The following is a 13563-nucleotide window of genomic DNA, read 5'->3' on the forward strand; positions in this document are numbered from 1 at the left end:
ATTGGACGGAATGTGGCGGACCTCGAACTGCTGACCCAGTCCCTGGCGCGCAACGTCAAACGCTGGCGCACCGAACGCGGCTTCACCCTGGACACGCTCGCCGCGCGCGCGGGTGTCAGCCGCGGCATGCTCATCCAGATCGAGCAGGCCCGGACCAACCCCAGCCTCGGCACCGTCGTCAAGATCGGTGACGCGCTCGGTGTCAGCATCACCACCCTGCTCGACTACGAGCAGGGCCCCAAGGTCCGGATCATCCCCGCCGACCAGGCCGTCCGTCTGTGGCACACCGACGCCGGCAGCTACAACCGGCTGCTCGCCGGTGTCGAGGCCCCCGGTCCGCTGGAGATGTGGGAGTGGCGTCTGATGCCCGGCGAGAGCAGCCCGTCCGACCCGCATCCCTCCGGCACCGTCGAACTGGTGCATGTCACCGCGGGAGAGCTGACGCTCACGGTCGACGGGGTGGAGTACCGCGTGCCGGCGGGGGCCAGCGCCTCCTTCGAGGCCGGCGCACCGCACACGTACGCCAACAGCGGCACCGTTCCGATGGACATGGTCATGGCCATCTCGGTGCCGCCCGTGCAGTGAGACCACCGGCGCCTTTCGCGCGGTGGGACGCCCGGCCGTGCCGGCCGCGCTGCTGCTAGCGTGCGGCCATGCGCGCACCCATCGGAGACTTCGACGAGGCCCTCCCCGCCCCCGACTGCCTCGACCGGCTGACCCGTCCGGTCGCCGACGCCGTACGCCGCTGGCGCGGCAGCGTCCCGGCCGAGCAGATCCTCTACGTCGAGACCGACCCGCGGTGGGCCGACACCGCCGTCTTCGTCGAGCACTACGGCCGGGACCTGCTCGAGACGTCCGCGAACTGCGTGATCGTGGCGGGAAAGCGCGGCGGCGTGACCCGGCTGGCCGCATGCCTGGTGCTGTCCCCCACACGTGTCGACGTCAACGGGGTCGTACGCCGTCATCTCGGCGTCCGCAAGGCGTCCTTCGCGCCGATGGACGTGGCCACGGGGGAGACCGGCATGGAGTACGGCGGCATCACCCCGCTGGGCCTGCCCGGCGACTGGCCCGTCCTGGTCGACTCCGCCGTCGTCGACCTGCCGTACGTCCTGGTCGGCAGCGGCCGCCGCCGCGGCAAACTGCTCGTGCCGGGCAAGGCGTTCGCCGAACTGCCGGGAGCCGTGGTGCTGGAGGGGCTGGGAGTCTGAGGGGCCGTCGGCGGACGGCGCCCCGGGCGGCTCAGCCCAGACGGGGGATCTCGATGGCCGGGCAGCGGTCCATGACCATCTCGAGGCCGGCGGCCCGGGTGCGTTCATAGGCGGCCTCGTCGACGACACCGAGCTGGAACCAGACGGCCTTCGCGCCCTTGGCGACCGCCTCGTCCGCGACCTGGCCGGCCAGACGGCTGTTGACGAACACATCGACCACGTCCACGTCGAACGGGATGTCCGCGAGGGTGGGGTAGCCCCGCTCGCCGTGCACCGTCTCCGCCTTGGGATGGACCGGGACGACACGCTTGCCGAAGCGCTGCAGCACCTGGGCGACGCCGTACGCGGCCCGGTCGCGGTTCGACGACAGGCCCACCACGGCCCAGGTGTCGCCGAGTTCGGTCAGGATCTTCCGGATCGTCGCCGCGTCGCCGTACACCTGGGTCTCCTCAGTCCGTTCGTTCCGTTCGTTCCGGCCCTGCTCCGGGCGGGGCTTGGGGCAGGGCCGCCATCGGGGCAACACCGGCGGCCGCCCGGCGATTCCCGGGCGGAGCCCATGAGGGCCCGCGGGAGCGGGGGAGAGGGACGGACCGGGGCGCCCCCGCACCCGGCGCGGAACACGGCGCCGGGCGTGCTGCGCACGGCTCGCACGCCCGTGTCCCGCAATGCCCGCGCACGGCCCTTTGGCCGATTAGGCTCGGCCCGTGCTGCGCATCACCGACGCCCGGACCGGCGTGCCCGTGGACGCCGTTCCCGCCCGCGGCCCGACCCGGGTCGAGGCACACCCCTCGCGCTTCGACGCCACGGGACTGCGCGTCCTGCTGGTCGCCGACCTCCTCGTCCGCGCCCTCGACCTGGGCGGCGTCCCCGTGTGGGCCGTGCTGACCGGCGACCGGGACCAGGAGGACCTGCGGGCCGGTGCCACGGCCCTCGGGATCCGGCCCTTCGAGGACGGCCACGCCCTCGGCGTCGCCCTCCAGGGGGCCCGGGTGATCCAGGTGACCGCCGAGGACGGCACCACGGCGGCCGACGGCGTCCGGGTCGCCGTCGCGCCCGTCGACGCGGCGGTGCCCGTCGAGCCCGCGGCCGACACCGACCCCGCCGCCTGGCGTCTGGCCCTGCTCGCCCGGGGCCGCACCGAGCCCGTACGGCTCGACGCCGCCGCGCTGGACGAGGCCCGCCGTACCCTTGCGCGCTGGCGCCGCGCGGTCGCCGGCTGGGCGAGCAGGCCCTCGCGTCCGGTTCCCGACGAGGTGCGCGGCCGGCTGCGCGACGCCTGGGAGGACGACCTGGACGTCCCGGCGGTCGTGCGCGCACTGGAGGAGGTGGCCGCGCACCCGGACCTGGCGGACGGGGCGCGCTTCGAGACGTACGCGTACGCGGACCGGCTGCTCGGCCTGGACCTCACCCGCGACCTGGGCAGTACCGCATGACCGCCCGAGCGGGAGCCGGCCCGCTGCACCGGCTGGTGGTCCTGCGCCACGCCAAGTCCGCCCGGCCCGAGGGCGTCGCCGACCACGACCGTCCGCTCGCGCCCCGCGGACGCAGGGACGCACCCGCGGCGGGGCGTGCGCTCGCCGAGGCCGACTGCCTGCCGGACCTCGCCCTGTGCTCCACCGCCCTGCGCGCCCGGCAGACCTGGGAGCTGGCCTCGGCCCAGTGGGGCACCCCGCCGCCCGTGCGCTACGACCCCGGGCTGTACGCCGCCGGTGTCCCCGGCCTGCTGGCGGCCGTGCGCGAGGTGCCGGCCGAGGTGGAGACGCTGCTGCTCGTCGGGCACAACCCGGGCCTGGAGCAGCTGGTCCTGGAGCTGGCCGGGGACGGCCTGGACGACACGCTCGACCGGCTCCGTGCGAAGTTCCCGACCTCCGCGGTCGCCGTACTGTCCTGGCACGGCCCCGGCTGGCGGTCGCTCACGCCCGGCGCCGCCCTCCTGACCGGCTTCATGGTGCCGCGAGGCACGAAGCACTGAGGAAGCACCGAGGGGGAGAAGCACCGGGCGGGACGAGCGGGAACCGGACGGCGACCGGACCGGGAGGGGCCGCGCCCGCGCCGGAGCGGCACCTCGGGCGCAGACGCTCCGGCCGGTCCGCATAGGCTGGTCGGATGCAGGACGAGTACCGCACAGTCGCACGCGCGGGCGTGCACGAGATCGAGATCAACCGCTCCCGCTTCCTGTGCGCGCTCGCCCCGGCGGCCACCGAGCAGGAGGCCCAGGAGTTCATCGCCGCCGTCCGCAAGGAGCACGCGGACGCCACGCACAACTGCTGGGCCTACGTCATCGGTGCCGACGCCGGCATCCAGAAGGCGAGCGACGACGGCGAGCCCGGCGGCACCGCGGGCGTTCCCATGCTCCAGATGCTGCTGCGCCGCGGGATGCGCTACGTCGTCGCCGTCGTCACCCGCTACTACGGCGGCGTCAAGCTCGGCGCGGGCGGACTCATCCGGGCCTACGGCGGCGTCGTCGGCGAGACCCTGGACGTGCTCGGCACCCGCACCCTCCGCCGGTACCGCCTCGCCACGGTCACCGTGGACCACCAGCGGGCCGGCAAGGTGCAGAACGAGCTCAGGGCCGCCGGCCGCGAGGTGCGCCATGTGCACTACGGCGAGGCGGTCACCATCGAGATCGGCCTGCCGGACGCCGACGTGGACGCCTTCCAAAGCTGGCTGGCGGACGTCACGGCCGGGACGGCCGGGTTCGAGCTGGGCGGGGAGGCCTACGGGGAGGCATGACACGACGGCCGGACCGGGGCGGCCCCCTCGGCCCGCGCCCCGCCCGGTGCCGTGCGGGACGGCCGATACGGGAGGGACCGCCCGTGACGCCGGACCCGGCCGATAGTCTTCGGGGATCATGAGGCTGCTGCACACGTCCGACTGGCATCTGGGACGGGCGTTCCACCGGGTGAACCTGCTCGAGGCCCAGGCCGCGTTCATCGGCCACCTCGTCGCGACCGTGCGCGAACGCGAGGTCGACGCGGTGGTCGTGTCGGGAGACGTGTACGACCGCGCGGTGCCCCCGCTGGCCGCGGTCGAGCTGTTCGACGACGCCCTGCACCGGCTCGCCGGCCTCGGGGTGCCCACGGTGATGATCTCCGGGAACCACGACTCGGCACGCCGTCTGGGCGTCGGCGCGGGGCTGATCGGCCGCGCGGGCATCCATCTGCGCACCGAGCCGTCGGCGTGCGGAACCCCGGTGATCCTGGCCGACGCCCATGGCGACGTGGCCTTCTACGGCCTGCCCTACCTCGAACCGGCCCTGGTCAAGGACGAGTTCGGGGTCGACAGGGCCGGCCACGAGGCGGTGCTCACCGCCGCCATGGACCGGGTCCGCGCCGATCTCGCCACCCGCGCGCCCGGCACCCGCTCGGTCGTCCTCGCCCACGCCTTCGTCACCGGCGGCAAGGCCAGCGACAGCGAACGGGACATCACCGTCGGCGGGGTGGCGGCCGTCCCCGCGGAGGTCTTCGACGGCGTCGACTACGTCGCCCTGGGACATCTGCACGGCTGTCAGACCATCACCGAGCGCGTGCGCTACTCCGGATCCCCGCTGCCGTACTCCTTCTCGGAGGCCGACCACCGCAAGAGCATGTGGCTCGTCGACCTCGACGCCGGCGGTTTCGCCGGCGCCGAGCGGATCGACTGCCCGGTCCCGCGGCCCCTGGCCCGTCTGAGGGGCACGCTGGAGGAACTGCTCGCCGACCCGGACCTCGCCCGCCACCGCGACGCATGGGTCGAGGCCACCCTCACCGACCCGGTCCGCCCGGCCGACCCCATGGCCCGCCTCGCCGAGCGCTTCCCGCACATCCTCAGTCTCGTCTTCGACCCCGAACGCGCCCCCGACGACCCGGACGTCTCCTACGCCCGCCGTCTCGCCGGCCGCGACGACCGGCAGATCGCGGAGGACTTCGTGACCCATGTGCGCGGAGCGGAACCCGACAAGCACGAACGGGCCGTGCTGCGCGAGGCGTTCGACGCGGTGCGCGCCGACGAGGCGGTGCGGGAGGCGGCACGGTGAGGCTGCACCGGCTCGACATCACCGCCTTCGGGCCCTTCGGCGGCTCTCAGACGGTCGACTTCGACGCGCTGTCGTCCGCCGGGCTGTTCCTGCTGCACGGCCCGACCGGCGCCGGCAAGACCTCCGTCCTGGACGCCGTGTGCTACGCCCTGTACGGCTCGGTGCCCGGCGCCCGCCAGAGCGGACAGGGGACCACCCTGCGCAGCGACCACGCGGCGGCGGACACCCGCACCGAGGTCACCCTCGACTTCACCGTCGCCGGCCGCCGGCTGGAGATCACCCGGCAGCCGCCCTGGGAACGCCCGAAGAAACGCGGCACGGGCACGACGCTCGACAAGGCCCAGAGCCGGCTTCGCGAGTACGACCCGGCGACCGGCGTCTGGAAGGACCTCAGCCGTTCCCACCAGGAGATCGGCGAGGAGATCACCCAGCTGCTCGGCATGAGCCGCGAGCAGTTCTGCCAGGTCGTGCTGCTGCCGCAGGGCGACTTCGCGCGCTTTCTGCGCGCCGACGCCGAGGCCCGCGGCAGACTGCTCGGCCGGCTGTTCGACACCCGGCGTTTCGCCGAGGTCGAAAAGCACCTCGCCGAGCGCAGACGGGCCACCGAGGCACGGGTGCGCGAGGGCGACGCGGCGCTGCTGGCCGACGCCCACCGCATGCAGCAGGCGGCGGGCGGGGCCATGGAACTGCCAAACCTCGCCCCGGGCGATCCCGGACTGGCGCAGGCCGTCCTGACCGCGGCCGCCGTCGCCCGCAGCACCGCCCGCGAGCAGCTGACCGTCGCCCGCTGCCGGCTCACGGTCGCCGAGTCCGCCCGTGCCGCCGCCGAGCGGGCCCTGGAGGAGGCACGCGAACAGGCCCGGCTGCAGCGGCGGTTCGCCGAGGCACAGGAGCGTGCCGCGCGCCTGGCGGAGCGGGCCGGCGCCCACCGGCAGGCGCAGGAGCGGATGGAACGGGGACGCAAGGCCGAGACGGTGGCACCGGCCCTGGAACTGCGCGAGGCCGCCGACGCCGAGCACCGCGCGGCCGCCGCCGCCGAGGCACGCGCGCGTGCGCTGCTCCCCGAGGACCTCGCCGGCGCCGGGGCGGCCGGACTCGCCGCCGCCGCCCGCCGGGCCGCCGAGGAACTGGGCGGCCTCGAGGCGGCCCGCCGCGCCGAGCAGCGCCTGGCCGAGGTCGTCGCCGAACGCGCCGAGACGGACCGGCAGCAGCGCGCCGACGAGGAGGTCCTGCAGGAGGCCGAGGGCTGGCTCGCCGAGTGGGAGACCGTCCGGTCGGCCCTGCAGGCCCGTGTCGACACCGCCCAGGAGGCCGCCACCCGGGCCGAACAGCTCGCCGTACGGCACGAATCCGCGCGGCAGCGGCTCACCGCCGCCCGGAGACGGGACGAGCTGGCCGAGGCCACCGAACAGGCGCGGCGGCGTGCGCTCGCCTCCGCCCAGGAGGCCCTGCGCACCAAGGAGCACTGGCTGCGGCTGAAGGAACAGCGCCTGAACGGCATCGCCGCCGAACTCGCCGCGCACCTCGTCGACGGCGAGCCCTGCGCCGTCTGCGGCGCCACCGAACACCCCGCGCCCGCGCGCAGGGTCGCCGGACACGTCGACCGCGAGACGGAGGAACGCGCCCTGACGGACCATCAGGCAGCCGACGAGCGGCGCGCCGAGGACGAGCGCCGGCTCGGCGCCCTGCGCGAGGCCCTGGCCGCCGCCACCGCCGAGGCGGGCGAGACACCCACCGGGCAACTCGCCGAGGAACTCGAGGAGTTGGAGGCGGAGCTCGAGAAGGCGCGCCGGGACGCCGCCGAGCTGCACACGGCACGGCAGGAGCTGCGCGCCGCCGAGGAGGAACGCGAACGGCGGCTCGCCGACCGCCGCCGGGCCGAGGTCCGCGCGGCCTCCCGGCTGGCCCGCAAGGAGAGCCTGGACCACGAGAAGGCCGCCCTGGAGGCGGAGTTGGCCGAGGCCAGGGGCACCGCCGACAGCGTCGCCGCGCGAGCCGCCCAGCTGGAGCGCCGTGTCGCGCTGCTCACCGACGCCGCCGACGCCGCCCGCGCCGCCGAGGAGAGCGCCGAGCGGCTCAAGGACGCCGACGGACGGCTCGCCGAGGCCGCCTTCCGGGCCGGTTTCGACACCCCGCAGGCCGCGGCCGCCGCCCTCCTCGACGACGCCGCCCGCCGCGAGCTGCAACAGCGTCTGGACGCCTGGCAGACGGAGGAGGCCGCCGTGCGGGCGGTCCTCGCCGAGGCCGGCACCGCGGCCGCCGGCCGGCGGCCCCCCGTCGACCTGGCCGCCGCGGAGGCCGCCGCGGCGGCCGCGGACCGGCGGCTGCGCGAGGCCGTCTCCGCACGGGACGCCGCCGCCCGCCGCTGCGCCGAACTCGACCGGCTCTCCGCGCGGGTGGCCGCCGGCATACGCCGGCTGGCACCGCTGCGCGAGGAGCACGGGCGCGTGGCCCGTCTCGCCGCCCTGACCGCGGGCACCTCCGCCGACAACGCGCACCGGATGCGCCTGGAGTCCTACGTCCTGGCCGCCCGCCTGGAACAGGTGGCCGCCGCCGCGACCGTACGTCTGCGGCGCATGTCCTCCGGCCGCTACACCCTGGTCCACTCCGACGACCGGGCCGGACGCGGCCGCAGCGGTCTGGGGCTGCACGTGGTGGACGCCTGGACGGGCCGTGAGCGGGACACGGCGACCCTGTCGGGCGGCGAGACGTTCTTCGCCTCGCTCGCGCTCGCCCTGGGACTCGCGGACGTCGTCACGGACGAGGCCGGCGGCGTGCGCCTCGACACGCTCTTCATCGACGAGGGCTTCGGCAGCCTCGACGACCAGACCCTCGACGAGGTCCTCGACGTCCTCGACTCCCTGCGGGAGCGCGACCGCAGCGTCGGCATCGTCAGCCACGTCCCCGATCTGCGGCGGCGCATCCACGCCCAGCTGGAGGTCGTCAAGGGCAGATCGGGATCGGTCGTGCGGCAGCGCACGGTGGTCTGAGACCCCGAACGGGCAGCGGTCCGGGGCCCCGGACGAACGGAGGGCGGCCCGTGGGGCTCACAGCCGCGCCAGCTCGTCCACCAGGTCGTCCAGGCCCAGCGACCCCAGGGAGAGGGCCGCCATGTGCCAGGCCTTGGCGTCGAACGCGTCGCCGTGACGCTCCCTGGCCTTCTCCCGGCCCAGCAGCCAGGCCCGTTCGCCCAGCTTGTAGCCGATCGCCTGGCCGGGCATCGACAGATAGCGGATCAGCTCGCTCTCCACGAAGTCCCGCGGACGGCTGCTGTGCGCGGCGAAGAACTCCAGCGCCAGCCCGGGCGTCCACCGCTCGCCCGGGTGGAACGGCGAGTCCTCGGGGATCTCCAGCCCCAGGTGCATGCCGATGTCGATGATCACCCGGACCGCCCGCATCATCTGCGCGTCCAGATAGCCGAGCCGCCGCTCGGGGTCCGTGAGGAAGCCGAGCTCGTCCATCAGCCGCTCCGCGTACAGCGCCCAGCCCTCGGCATTGGCGCTGACCATGCCCACCGTGGCCTGGTAGCGCGAGAGGTTCTCCGCCACGTGCACCCACTGGGCGAGCTGGAGGTGGTGGCCGGGGACGCCCTCGTGGTACCAGGTGGACACCAGGTCGTACACCGGGAAGCGGGTCTGCCCCATGGTGGGCAGCCAGGTCCGGCCCGGCCGCGAGAAGTCGGCGGACGGCGGCGTGTAGTACGGGGCCGCGGCACCGCCGGGCGGCGCGATGCACGACTCCACCCTCCGCACCCGCTCGGCGAGTTCGAAGTGCGTGCCGTCCAGCGCATCGATCGCCTCGTCCATCAGCTTCTGCAGCCAGACGCGGACCTCCTCCACGCCCTCGATGCGCGTGCCGTGCTCGTCGAGGTGCGCGAGCGCCACCCACGGGGTCCGGGCGCCGGGCAGGACCTTCTCGGCCTCCTTCCGCATCTCGCCGAGCAGACGGTGGAACTCCGACCAGCCGTACGCGTACGCCTCGTCCAGGTCCAGATCCGTGCCGTTGAAGTACCGCGCGAAGCGGGCGTAGCGCTCGCGGCCGACCGTGTCCGGCGCGTCGCCGATCGCCGGCACGTAGACGTCCCGCATCCAGTCCCGCAGCTCCACGACCGCCGCGGTCGCCGTGCGGGCGGCCTCGTCCAGCTCCCCGCGCAGGGACTCGGGGCCGCCGGAGACGTAGTCCTCGAACCAGCCGCGGCCCCGGCCGTCGGTGTCCGACCACTCGGTCAGCTGCTGGATGAAGGTGGCCGCCGGCTTCGGACCGCCGTACAGCTTGCGCTCCAGGCCCAGGGCGAGGGACTCGCGGTAGCCGCGCAGCGCGGCGGGCACGGCGCGCAGCCGCTCGGCGACCGCCGCCCACTCCTCGTCCGTGCCGGTGGGAGTGAGCGTGAAGACCTCGCGCACCGAGTGCACCGGGCTGTGGATGTTGCTCACCGTCCGCAGGCCCTCGTCGGCCTCGTGCACGGCGAGTTCGGCGGTGAGGCGCTCGCGCAGCAGGCGTGCGCACCGGCGCTCGATGTCACTGTCCGCGCCGGGCTGCCGCTCGGCCTCCGCCAGCCGGGCCAGGGTGGTGCGCGCGAGGTCCGCGAGCGCCTCCTGGCCGGCCGGTGAGGTGTCGGGCAGCCTGCTGGAACTCTCCTTCACGCCGAGATACGTACCGGTGATCGGGTCGAGGGCGATGAGTTCGTCGACGTAGGCGTCGGCGACCTGACGGGGCAGCGGGCTGTTGGTCTGCGACATGCGGACCATCCTCATACGGACAGGAGGCTTCCGTCAGCCCGGCGGTGCGGCCCCCGGGCCGGAATCAGCCCGATTTCGCTGAGGGCGTGGCCGTCGCGGCGCCGGGCGGCAGCAGGGGACCGCAGTCCCACTGCTGGAAGATCAGCCGGGTCTCCACCCGGGCCACCTCCCGCCGGGCCGTGAACTCGTCCAGGACCAGCCGCTGCAGATCGGCCATGTCGGCGACCGCGACATGGACCAGATAGTCGTCCGGACCGGTCAGATGAAACACGGTCAGCGACTCCGGCAGGGCCCGGATCCGCTCCACGAACGGCCCCACCAGCTCCCGGCGGTGCGGCCTGACCTGCACCGACAGCAGCGCCTGCAGCCCCCGGCCCAGCTTGGCGGGATCGATCCGCAGCCGGTGGCCGAGGATCACCCCCGAGCGGCGCAGCCGGTTCACCCGGTCCAGACAGGTCGAGGGGGCGACGCCGACCTGCGCGGCGAGGTCGCGGTAGGTGGTCCGGGCGTCGTTCTGCAGCAGCCGCAGCAGATGAAGATCCACCGGATCCAGTACGACAGATTCGGCCATGGGGCGAACGTAACACGGCCATCCCTTCCCGTCCCTCGGCTCGTGTTCACCCTTCCGTCATGGACACGCCCCTGGATTCCGCGCACACGCCCGCGTACGAGGACGTACGCACCGCCCCCAGAGCATCCAGAGCACTGGCCACCGAGGCCGTGCACGCCGGCCGTGACGACCTGGCCCGGCAGGGACTGCACGCCCCTCCGATCGACCTGTCCACCACCTACCCCTGCCACGACAGCCGCGCCGAGGCGGCCCGCATCGACGCCTTCGCCGCCGACGGCGCCGCACTCGACGACGCCCCGATCTACGGCCGGCTCGGCAACCCGACCGTCGCCCGCTTCGAGACCGCGCTGGCCCGGCTGGAGGGCACCGAGGCCGCGGTCGCGTTCGCCAGCGGCATGGCCGCGCTCAGCGCGGTCCTCCTCGCCCGGGCCACGGAGGGACTGCGGCACGTCGTCGCCGTCCGCCCCCTGTACGGATGCAGCGACCACCTGCTCACCTCCGGGCTGCTCGGCACCGAGGTGACCTGGACCGACCCGGCCGGGGTCGCGGACGCGCTGCGCCCGGACACCGGACTGGTCATGGTCGAGACGCCGGCGAACCCCACGCTGGCCGAGGTGGACCTGCGGGCCGTGGCCCACGCCTGCGGTTCCGTCCCGCTTCTCGTCGACAACACCTTCGCCACGCCCGTGCTGCAGCGCCCGGCCGGGCAGGGCGCGCGCCTGGTGCTGCACAGCGCCACCAAGTACCTGGGCGGGCACGGCGACGTGATGGCCGGTGTGGTGGCCTGCGACGAGGAACTGGCCGGGCGGCTGCGCCGGATACGGTTCGCCACCGGCGGAGTGCTGCATCCGCTGGCCGGATACCTGCTGCTGCGCGGTCTGTCCACGCTGCCGGTCCGGGTGCGGGCCGCCTCCGCCACCGCCGCGGAGCTCGCCGCCCGCCTCGCGGACGACCCGCGTGTCGCCCGGGTGCACTACCCGTCGATCGGCGGCGCGATGGTCTCCTTCGAGGTGCACGGCGATCCGCACGCCGTGATCGGCGGCGTCGAGCTGATCACGCCGGCCGTGAGTCTCGGCAGTGTCGACACGCTGATCCAGCACCCGGCGTCCATCAGCCACCGCATCGTCGACGAGGACGACCGGCGGGGCGCCGGGGTCGGCGACCGGCTGCTGCGGATGTCGGTGGGCCTGGAGGACGTCGAGGACCTGTGGGCCGACCTGGACCGGGCGCTGGGGAAGCGGCCGGGCGCGCCGCGGGTGAAGGGCCTGCACGAGGCGAAGGGCTGAGCGGGCCCAAAACGGCGTGCGGCCCGGCGAATGGGGCCGCACGCCCGAATGGGGCCGCACGCCGTGAGACGCCCCGGGAGCCGGACCGCACGCCCGGGAGGACGGCCCCGGGCACGGCCGCGGATCACCGGGGATCAGCCCCGCAGCCGGGGTTCCTCGTGCTCCCCGCGCTCCTGGTGCGTCGCGCGCTCCTCGGGGCCGGTGTCGTACGGCAGCCGGGAGGACACCGGGGTGGCGTCCAGACGGGCCGTGACGACCAGGGTGCCCTCCTCGGCCTGGAAGTCGAGCGGCAGACCGAGGCCGCGCATGGCGGCGACCATGCCGGTGTTGGACGGCTGCGTCACGGCGTACACGCTCGCGCAGCCGGCCTCGACGGCCATGGCCACCAGCCGGCGCAGCAGTTCGGAGCCGATGCCGCGCCGCTGCCACTCGTCCTCGACGAGCAGCGCGACCTCCGTCTCGTCGCCGTCCCAGAGCAGATGGCCGAGGCCGATGATCCGCCCGGAGTCGGTCTGCGCGGCGAGGGTCCGTCCGAACCGCGGGCTGAGCAGATGGCCGAGGTAGCGGTCGGCGTCGCCGGCCGGCCCGTGGTAGCGCAGACCGAGGGTGCGCGTGGAGCAGCGCTTGTGCATCGCCCTGGCCGCCGCGAGGTCGCCGGGGCCGGCCCTGCGCACGGTGATCGCGTCGCCCTCGGGCAGCGTCAGCACGTCCTGGCTGCGCGGGACGCGCGGTCCGAGCCGGGCGTCCAGCTCCACCAGCGCCCGCGCCCGCGCGAACTCGGTGGGGGTGAACGGCAGATACGGCCGCTCCACGGTGAGCGTTCCGCCCTCCGGCGCCCGCAGCCGCATCACCGTGTCCTCGAGGACACCCTCGGCCGGCACCTCGCCGGGACCACCGCCGCTTCCGGGCGGCAGCGAGCGGATGGTGCACCGCCCGAGCATCTGCCGCAGCGCCAGGGGGAGTTCCGCCGTGTCCAGGGCCGTGCGGGTGGCCAGGCCCAGGATCCGCGTCGGCGCGTCGACCAGGTCGTGCGCATCGGCCCGTTCGATCCAGGTGCCGGTTCCGCCGGCCGCCGCGACCGCCCGGGTGATGTCGGACGCCTCGACTCCGGCGGGCGCGCGCAGCAGGAACTCGTCCACCGTGTCCTCGGCCAGCGGGTGCGTCTGCAGACTGAGGATGTCCACATGGCGGGCGGCCAGTGCCGTGCACAACGCGGCCAGCGAACCGGGCGTGTCCCGTACGGTCGTGCGCATCCGCCACAGCGTGCTGCGGACCGGATCCCTCCCGGGCGCCGCGGGGACGGCGGACGGGGAGGACCGCCGCCGCTCGACGGCGGGCGGCCGGGCGGCGGTGCCGTCCCGGGGCGGTGCGTGACCGTGGCGCCGTGCCCACCAGAGGTGAAAGGCCACCGTCGCGACCAGCGTGAGCGCCGTGAGCACCAGCAGGACGGGCCCGTTCGGCCGGTGCCCGATCAGGTTCGCCACCCCATCGGCCACGGCGACCGCCGTGAAGAGCGCGGCGAGCTCGACGACGTCCCGCCTCCAGTGGTGCACCGGACGGCCGTGAGCCGCCCGCGTCGTGTTCGGCCTGTCTTGAGTCATGCCACCACGGTGCGGGAACGGTGTTGCGTGATCACGAACGCTCTGTGACCGATGGGTAAAGCCACACTTTGTGTGTTTTACGGCTTTTTCTTGTGTCCATGTGCCCTGTGATCGCCTCGCGTCCGTGCACCGGGGCCGTGAAC

The 13563-nt window shown here is 74.7% G+C and carries 12 protein-coding genes; 8 read left to right on the top strand and 4 right to left on the bottom strand.

All coding sequences use genetic code 11. The features are described from left to right. The first annotated feature begins 12 nt into the window (after positions 1 to 12). Entirely contained in the window at positions 13 to 585 is a 573-nt protein-coding gene (locus CCN35_RS19630; protein WP_169721375.1) for a helix-turn-helix domain-containing protein, read from the top strand. A 68-nt stretch (positions 586 to 653) separates the two neighbouring features. After that, entirely contained in the window at positions 654 to 1208 is a 555-nt protein-coding gene (locus CCN35_RS19635) for a YbaK/EbsC family protein (protein ID WP_086793753.1), read from the top strand. 31 nt (positions 1209 to 1239) lie between these two features. Here the strand turns inward: CCN35_RS19635 and CCN35_RS19640 are convergent, their stop codons facing one another. Next, positions 1240 to 1647: a CoA-binding protein gene (locus tag CCN35_RS19640; RefSeq protein WP_067392444.1), complete on the bottom strand. Its 408-nt coding sequence runs from the start codon at positions 1645 to 1647 to the stop codon at positions 1240 to 1242. A gap of 265 nt (positions 1648 to 1912) precedes the next feature. On the opposite strand from CCN35_RS19640, the gene CCN35_RS19645 reads away from it, so the two are divergent. From CCN35_RS19645 to CCN35_RS19665, 5 genes are all read left to right on the top strand, one after another. Beyond that, a complete protein-coding gene (locus CCN35_RS19645; RefSeq protein WP_067392441.1) occupies positions 1913 to 2641 on the top strand; it encodes a hypothetical protein in 729 nt (242 codons plus the stop codon). After that, positions 2638 to 3180 carry a SixA phosphatase family protein gene (locus CCN35_RS19650; protein ID WP_086793755.1) on the top strand — a complete coding sequence of 181 codons (543 nt, stop codon included), beginning with the start codon at positions 2638 to 2640 and terminating at the stop codon, positions 3178 to 3180. The genes CCN35_RS19645 and CCN35_RS19650 overlap by 4 nt, the downstream gene beginning before the upstream one ends. Before the next feature lie 134 nt (positions 3181 to 3314). Continuing rightward, positions 3315 to 3941 carry a YigZ family protein gene (locus CCN35_RS19655; protein ID WP_067392436.1) on the top strand — a complete coding sequence of 209 codons (627 nt, stop codon included), beginning with the start codon at positions 3315 to 3317 and terminating at the stop codon, positions 3939 to 3941. A 118-nt stretch (positions 3942 to 4059) separates the two neighbouring features. Beyond that, entirely contained in the window at positions 4060 to 5223 is a 1164-nt protein-coding gene (locus CCN35_RS19660; protein WP_086793756.1) for an exonuclease SbcCD subunit D, read from the top strand. Beyond that, positions 5220 to 8213 carry an AAA family ATPase gene (locus tag CCN35_RS19665; RefSeq protein WP_086793758.1) on the top strand — a complete coding sequence of 998 codons (2994 nt, stop codon included), beginning with the start codon at positions 5220 to 5222 and terminating at the stop codon, positions 8211 to 8213. Before CCN35_RS19660 ends, CCN35_RS19665 begins: the two co-directional genes overlap by 4 nt. Before the next feature lie 57 nt (positions 8214 to 8270). On the opposite strand, the gene CCN35_RS19670 is transcribed toward CCN35_RS19665, so the two are convergent. Further along, complete coding sequence (locus CCN35_RS19670; RefSeq protein WP_086793766.1) at positions 8271 to 9962, bottom strand: DUF885 domain-containing protein; 1692 nt, start codon at positions 9960 to 9962, stop codon at positions 8271 to 8273. A 64-nt stretch (positions 9963 to 10026) separates the two neighbouring features. Beyond that, the gene (locus tag CCN35_RS19675; protein WP_067392427.1) at positions 10027 to 10533 is read right to left on the bottom strand and encodes an Lrp/AsnC family transcriptional regulator; all 507 of its coding nucleotides are present in this window, start codon (positions 10531 to 10533) and stop codon (positions 10027 to 10029) included. 59 nt (positions 10534 to 10592) lie between these two features. Between CCN35_RS19675 and CCN35_RS19680 the strand changes: the two genes are divergently transcribed. Further along, the gene (locus CCN35_RS19680; protein ID WP_385880875.1) at positions 10593 to 11819 is read left to right on the top strand and encodes a trans-sulfuration enzyme family protein; all 1227 of its coding nucleotides are present in this window, start codon (positions 10593 to 10595) and stop codon (positions 11817 to 11819) included. A 134-nt stretch (positions 11820 to 11953) separates the two neighbouring features. On the opposite strand, the gene CCN35_RS19685 is transcribed toward CCN35_RS19680, so the two are convergent. Beyond that, on the bottom strand, positions 11954 to 13420 hold the full coding sequence (locus CCN35_RS19685) for a GNAT family N-acetyltransferase (protein ID WP_201450840.1): 1467 nt from the start codon (positions 13418 to 13420) through the stop codon (positions 11954 to 11956). Between the last annotated feature and the right edge of the window lie 143 nt (positions 13421 to 13563).

Origin of the sequence: Streptomyces thermovulgaris, assembly GCF_002155915.1 — a bacterium.
GTDB classification, from domain to species: domain Bacteria; phylum Actinomycetota; class Actinomycetes; order Streptomycetales; family Streptomycetaceae; genus Streptomyces; species Streptomyces thermovulgaris.

Bases quoted from the DNA above. Each gene is read 5' to 3' on its own strand.
- CCN35_RS19635 (WP_086793753.1), top strand. From the start codon at position 654: ATGCGCGCACCCATCGGAGACTTCGACGAGGCCCTCCCCGCCCCCGAC.
- CCN35_RS19650 (WP_086793755.1), top strand. From the start codon at position 2,638: ATGACCGCCCGAGCGGGAGCCGGCCCGCTGCACCGGCTGGTGGTCCTG.
- CCN35_RS19655 (WP_067392436.1), top strand. From the start codon at position 3,315: ATGCAGGACGAGTACCGCACAGTCGCACGCGCGGGCGTGCACGAGATC.
- CCN35_RS19660 (WP_086793756.1), top strand. From the start codon at position 4,060: ATGAGGCTGCTGCACACGTCCGACTGGCATCTGGGACGGGCGTTCCAC.
- CCN35_RS19670 (WP_086793766.1), bottom strand. From the start codon at position 9,962: ATGTCGCAGACCAACAGCCCGCTGCCCCGTCAGGTCGCCGACGCCTAC.
- CCN35_RS19675 (WP_067392427.1), bottom strand. From the start codon at position 10,533: ATGGCCGAATCTGTCGTACTGGATCCGGTGGATCTTCATCTGCTGCGG.
- CCN35_RS19680 (WP_385880875.1), top strand. From the start codon at position 10,593: ATGGACACGCCCCTGGATTCCGCGCACACGCCCGCGTACGAGGACGTA.
- CCN35_RS19685 (WP_201450840.1), bottom strand. From the start codon at position 13,420: ATGACTCAAGACAGGCCGAACACGACGCGGGCGGCTCACGGCCGTCCG.